Here is a 5,252-nt window from a genome sequence, read left to right as displayed (position 1 = left end):
GGCCGGGCACCGAGGAACGGCAGGGTCGCGGCGCAGGCGGCGGCCGCGACGAGGGGCGCCCAGAGCGAGGGCATGCCGTCGGTGGCGGTGAAGAACGCGAGGATGCCGGCGCCGAAGGCGACCGCGAGCCAGGGAAACAGCCGCCGCTGCTCGGCCTCGATCGCGAGCCCGCCGACGACCCAGCCGCGCACGGCCGGCCCGAGCACGGCGGGCGACAGGGAGCGGCCTGATGCCGACGTGGCGACGGCCCGTCCCGTCGATCGTGCGATGTCCCGCGCCATGATCGGCACACCGGTCGGCGCGAAACGGCTGCGCCGACCCGATTCTTAACGCATCCGCGAGGGCGTGCTAGAGCCGTCCGGGCCGGGTCCGGGCGCAGGTCCCCAGCTTCCGTGCGTCGTCGGGGACGACGAACCGCCTTTCCCTCCGTCGCAGAGCGATCTAGACGCGCGCAACCGGATCGGCCGATCCGTGCCGCGGCCGCGTTCAGGGTGCTCCTTCAGCCCCGTCACCAGAAGATCCATCGTCCGATGTCGTCACCCGTCGTCACGCGCTTCGCGCCCTCGCCCACGGGCTACCTCCATATCGGCGGTGCCCGCACGGCGCTGTTCAACTGGCTCTACGCCCGCCGGATGGGCGGCCGGATGCTGCTGCGCATCGAGGACACCGACCGCGAGCGCTCGACGCAAGGGGCGATCGACGCGATCCTCGACGGGATGAGCTGGCTCGGGCTCGATTGGGACGGCGACGTGGTGTTCCAGTACGCCCGCGCCGAGCGCCATCGCGAGGTCGCCGAGAGCCTGCTCGCCTCGGGCAACGCCTATCGCTGCTACGCCACGCCGGAGGAGCTGACGCAGATGCGCGAGCAGGCCCGGGCGGCGGGCAAGCCGCTGCGCTACGACGGGCGCTGGCGCGACCGCGACCCGTCCGAGGCACCGGCCGGGGTGAAGCCGGTGATCCGGCTGCGCGCCCCGAGCGAGGGCGAAACGATCGTCGACGACGCGGTGCAGGACCGCGTCACCTGGGCCAACCGCGATCTCGACGACCTCGTGCTGCTGCGCTCGGACGGCAACCCGACCTACATGCTCGCCGTCGTCGTCGACGACCACGACATGGGCGTCACCCAGGTGATCCGCGGCGACGACCACCTCACCAACGCCGCGCGCCAGAGCCAGATCTTCTCGGCGCTCGGATGGGAGGTGCCGAAGATGGCGCACATCCCGCTGATCCACGGGGCGGACGGGGCCAAGCTGTCCAAGCGCCACGGCGCGCTCGGCGTCGACGCCTACCGCGACCTCGGCTACCTGCCGGCCGCGCTCCGCAACTACCTCGTCCGCCTCGGCTGGAGCCACGGCGACCAGGAGGTGTTCTCGACCGAGGAGATGGTGGCGGCCTTCGACCTGAAGGCGATCGGCCGCTCGCCGGCGCGGTTCGACTTCGCCAAGCTCGAGAACCTCAACGGCCTCTACATCCGCGGCGCGGCGGACGCCGACCTCGTCGACGCGATCGAGCGCATCCTGCCGAACGTCGGCCCGGAGCGCGGCCTCTCGGCACCGCTCGCGCCGGCCCTTCGCGAAAAGCTCATCGCGGCGATGCCGGGGCTGAAGGAGCGGGCCAAGACCCTGATCGAGCTGCTCGACAGCGCCTACTATCTCACCGCCGCGCGGCCGCTGGTGCCGGACGAGAAGGCTTCCGCCCTCCTCACCGACGAGGCGCGCGGGCGGCTCGCCGCGATCCTGCCGGCGCTGGAAGCCCTGCCCGACTGGAACGCCGCCGCGACGGAAGCGGCCGTGCGGCACTTCGCGGAGACCGCCGGCCTGAAGCTCGGGCAGGTCGCCCAGCCGCTGCGCGCGGCGCTGACCGGGCGCACGACCTCGCCGCCGCTGTTCGACGTGATGGCGGTGCTGGGACGCGCGGAGAGCCTCGCCCGTCTCGGCGACGGCATCACGAAGGGTTGAGACCGCCGCCGCAGCGCACGCGCGGCCCGGTTTTCGCTTGGCGTCTCGACGTGGTTGTCATCCGCCCCGTTGCTGGCGCTCGGCCGATCCGCTAACCCGATGGGCTTGTGAGCACCTGCAGCAAAATGCCGGTGACTTCGGGTCCCGGGCGGCGCGGAGCGCAGCCTGGGCCGGCTTCGATTCGTTGCCAGGAAAGGGTCCACGTTCCATGAGCGCAGCCAGCACCATCACCGTGGACGGCAAGCAGATCTCTCTGCCCGTCAAGAGCGGCACGATCGGCCCCGACGTTGTCGACATCGGCAAGCTCTACGCCCAGACCGGCGCCTTCACCTTCGATCCGGGCTTCACCTCGACCGCCTCGTGCGAATCGAGGATCACCTACATCGACGGCGACGAGGGCGTTCTGCTCTATCGCGGCTACCCGATCGAGCAGCTCGCCGAGCAGGGCGACTTCCTCGAGACCTGCTACCTGATGCTGTTCGGCGAGCTGCCGACGCCGGGCCAGAAGGCCGACTTCGACTACCGCGTCACGCGCCACACCATGGTGCACGACCAGATGAACCGGTTCTTCACCGGCTTCCGCCGCGACGCCCACCCGATGGCGGTGATGGTGGCCTCCGTCGGCGCGCTCTCGGCCTTCTACCACGACTCGACCGACATCACGGACGAGAGCCAGCGCATGATCGCGTCGATGCGCATGATCGCCAAGATGCCGACGCTGGCGGCGATGGCCTACAAGTACTCGATCGGCCAGCCGTTCGTGTACCCGAAGAACGACCTCGACTACACCTCGAACTTCCTGCGGATGTGCTATGCCGTCCCGTGCGAGGAGTATCAGATCAACCCGATCTTCGCCAAGGCGCTGGACAAGATCTTCATCCTGCACGCCGACCACGAGCAGAACGCCTCGACCTCGACGGTGCGGCTCGCCGGCTCCTCCGGCGCGAACCCGTTCGCCTGCATCGCGGCCGGCGTCGCCTGCCTGTGGGGCCCGGCGCATGGCGGCGCCAACGAGGCGGCGCTGAAGATGCTGATGGAGATCGGCACGCCGGACCGCGTCGACCAGTACGTCGCCAAGGCCAAGGACAAGAACGATCCCTTCCGCCTGATGGGCTTCGGCCACCGGGTCTACAAGAACTACGATCCGCGCGCGCGGATCATGCAGAAGACCACCCACGAGGTGCTGAAGGAGCTCGGCAAGCACGACGACCCGCTGCTCGAGGTCGCGATGAAGCTCGAGGAGATCGCGCTCAAGGACGAGTACTTCATCGAGAAAAAGCTCTACCCGAACATCGATTTCTACTCGGGCATCACCCTCAAGGCGATGGGCTTCCCGACCGACATGTTCACGGTGCTGTTCGCGGTGGCACGCACCGTCGGCTGGATCGCGCAGTGGGCCGAGATGATCGAGGACCCCTCGCAGAAGATCGGTCGCCCGCGCCAGCTCTACGTCGGCCCGACCAAGCGCGACTACGTCGGCATCAACGACCGCGGCTGAGGCGCCTTTTGAGCGCCGTCGGCCGATGACGGATCTGTCGGCGGCGCGATGGGCCTCTCGGTCGCCAAAAACCCGCGCCCGTCATTCCGGGGCTGCGAGGCAGAGCCCGGGATCCTGAACCGCAGGCCGCCCTTCGGCAGGCATCGCCGGCGGCTCTGGATTCTGGCCTCGCCTGCGGCGCCCCGGAATGACGGCAGCCCGACGATCCGAAGCCTCAGGTTCTAATCGCAGCCAGCACCACCCGCGCCGCGCTGCGGCTCGGGGCCTCGTCGCCCGGCAGCCGCATCAGGCCGTCGATGCGCTGCAGCGCCGCGAGCTGGCGGTCCCGCGCGGCGCCGCCGGTGACCAGGGGGGCGAGCGCCGTGGCGAGGCGGTCCTCGGTGCACTCGGCCTGCACGAATTCCGGCATCGCGTTCTCGCCGAGGATCAGGTTCGGCAGCACGATCGTCGGCACCTGGATCAGGCGCCGGGCCACCGCCTCCTCGACCCGCGAGACCTTGTAGGCCACCACCATCGGCACGCCGGCGAGCGCCAGCTCCAGCGTCACGGTGCCGGAGGCGGCGAGCGCGGCCCGCGCCTGGCGGAAGGCGGCGTACTTCTCGGCCTCGCCCGCGACGATGCGCACGGGGGCGCTCCAGGCCTTGGCCATGCGCTCGATCAAGGCGCGATGACGGGTGACCGCCGGCAGCACCGCCTCGATCGGCCCGACGTCCCGCGCCATGCGCGCCAAGGTGCGGCCGAAGACCGGCATCAGCCGCTCGATCTCGGATCGGCGCGAGCCCGGCAGCACCACCACGCGCCACGGCACGGCCTCCCGCGACGCCGCGTCGGCGGCGTCCGGCCGCAGCTCGGAGAACCGCTCGATCAGCGGATGCCCGACATAGGTGCAGGGCGGCCCGTTGAGCCGCAGGTGCGCCTCAGGCTCGAACGGCAGCAGCGCGAGCACGTGGTCGACGAAGCCCCGCATCGAGGCCGCCCGCCACGGCCGCCACGCCCACACGCTCGGCGAGACGTAGTCGACGATCGGGATCTCGGGCGCACGCTTGCGCACCCGCGAGGCGACCGCGTGGGTGAAGCCGGGGCTGTCGATGATCACGAGCACGTCCGGGCGGTTGGCGACCACGTCGTCCACCGTCTGGCGGATGCGGCGCAGGAGCGTGCGCAGCCGCGCCAGCACCGGCAGGTAGCCCATCACCGCCACGTCATCGAGGGGGAAGAGCGAGGTCAGGCCGCGCGCCGTCATCGCCTCCCCACCGACGCCGCCGAAGGTCACCGGGCGGCCCGCGGCCTCGTGCAGCGACGCCATCAGCTTGGCGCCGAGCTGGTCGCCGGAATCCTCGCCCGCGACGAGCCAGATCTTCATGCGCCGACCCCTATGCCGATCAGGAAGAGGCCGAGCCGGTCGGCCTCGGCGATCGTCTCCGCCCGGTCGATCAGCAGCGTCCGCCCAGCCTCGACCGCGAGCCCGACGCAGCCGGCGGCCGACGCGTTGCGGACCGTCCGCGGGCCGATCGCCGGCAGGTCGATGCGGAGATCCTGGTCGTCCTTGGCGCACTTCACCAGCACGGTCGCGGGCAGCGCCCGCTCGCGGCCCCAGAGCCTGAGGTCCCACGGCTTGCGGCCGACGGTGCGGGCGCGGGCGAGCATGCGGTCGGTGCCCTCGCGCTGCTCGAGGAGAACGGCCACACCGTGTGCGGCGTCCACGAGGTCGCCCCGGACCTGCTCAGCCCCGCCGGCCCGATCGGCCGCCACGCCCACACGCTCGGCGAGACGTAGTCGACGATCGGGATCTCGGG

General features: G+C 71.1%; 4 protein-coding genes and 1 pseudogene. 2 read left to right on the top strand and 3 right to left on the bottom strand.

All coding sequences use genetic code 11. From position 1 onward, the window contains the following. Nucleotides 1–281, bottom strand: a pseudogene (locus FV223_RS19310) (competence protein ComEC); the annotation flags it as partial. A gap of 249 nt (nucleotides 282–530) precedes the next feature. On the opposite strand from FV223_RS19310, the gene gltX reads away from it, so the two are divergent. Both gltX and gltA read left to right on the top strand, forming a co-directional pair. Next, entirely contained in the window at nucleotides 531–1,958 is a 1,428-nt protein-coding gene (gene gltX, locus FV223_RS19305; protein ID WP_147728524.1) for a glutamate--tRNA ligase, read from the top strand. Nucleotides 1,959–2,166: 208 nt separating this feature from the next. Continuing rightward, nucleotides 2,167–3,456 carry a citrate synthase gene (gene gltA, locus FV223_RS19300; RefSeq protein ID WP_147728523.1) on the top strand — a complete coding sequence of 430 codons (1,290 nt, stop codon included), beginning with the start codon at nucleotides 2,167–2,169 and terminating at the stop codon, nucleotides 3,454–3,456. Between the two features lie 214 nt (nucleotides 3,457–3,670). On the opposite strand, the gene lpxB is transcribed toward gltA, so the two are convergent. Together lpxB and lpxI are read right to left on the bottom strand one after the other, a co-directional pair. After that, nucleotides 3,671–4,819, bottom strand: a complete 1,149-nt coding sequence (lpxB, locus tag FV223_RS19295) for a lipid-A-disaccharide synthase (RefSeq protein ID WP_147728522.1) — start codon at nucleotides 4,817–4,819, stop codon at nucleotides 3,671–3,673. Continuing rightward, a partial coding sequence (gene lpxI / locus FV223_RS19290) for a UDP-2,3-diacylglucosamine diphosphatase LpxI (protein ID WP_147728521.1) occupies nucleotides 4,816–5,252 on the bottom strand: 437 nt, incomplete at its 5' end. The genes lpxI and lpxB, both read right to left, overlap by 4 nt.

The organism is Methylobacterium sp. WL116 (assembly GCF_008039455.1).
Classification (GTDB): domain Bacteria; phylum Pseudomonadota; class Alphaproteobacteria; order Rhizobiales; family Beijerinckiaceae; genus Methylobacterium.
The sequence above is the reverse complement of the archived record's forward strand: the minus strand, read 5'-3'. Positions and strand labels throughout refer to the sequence as shown.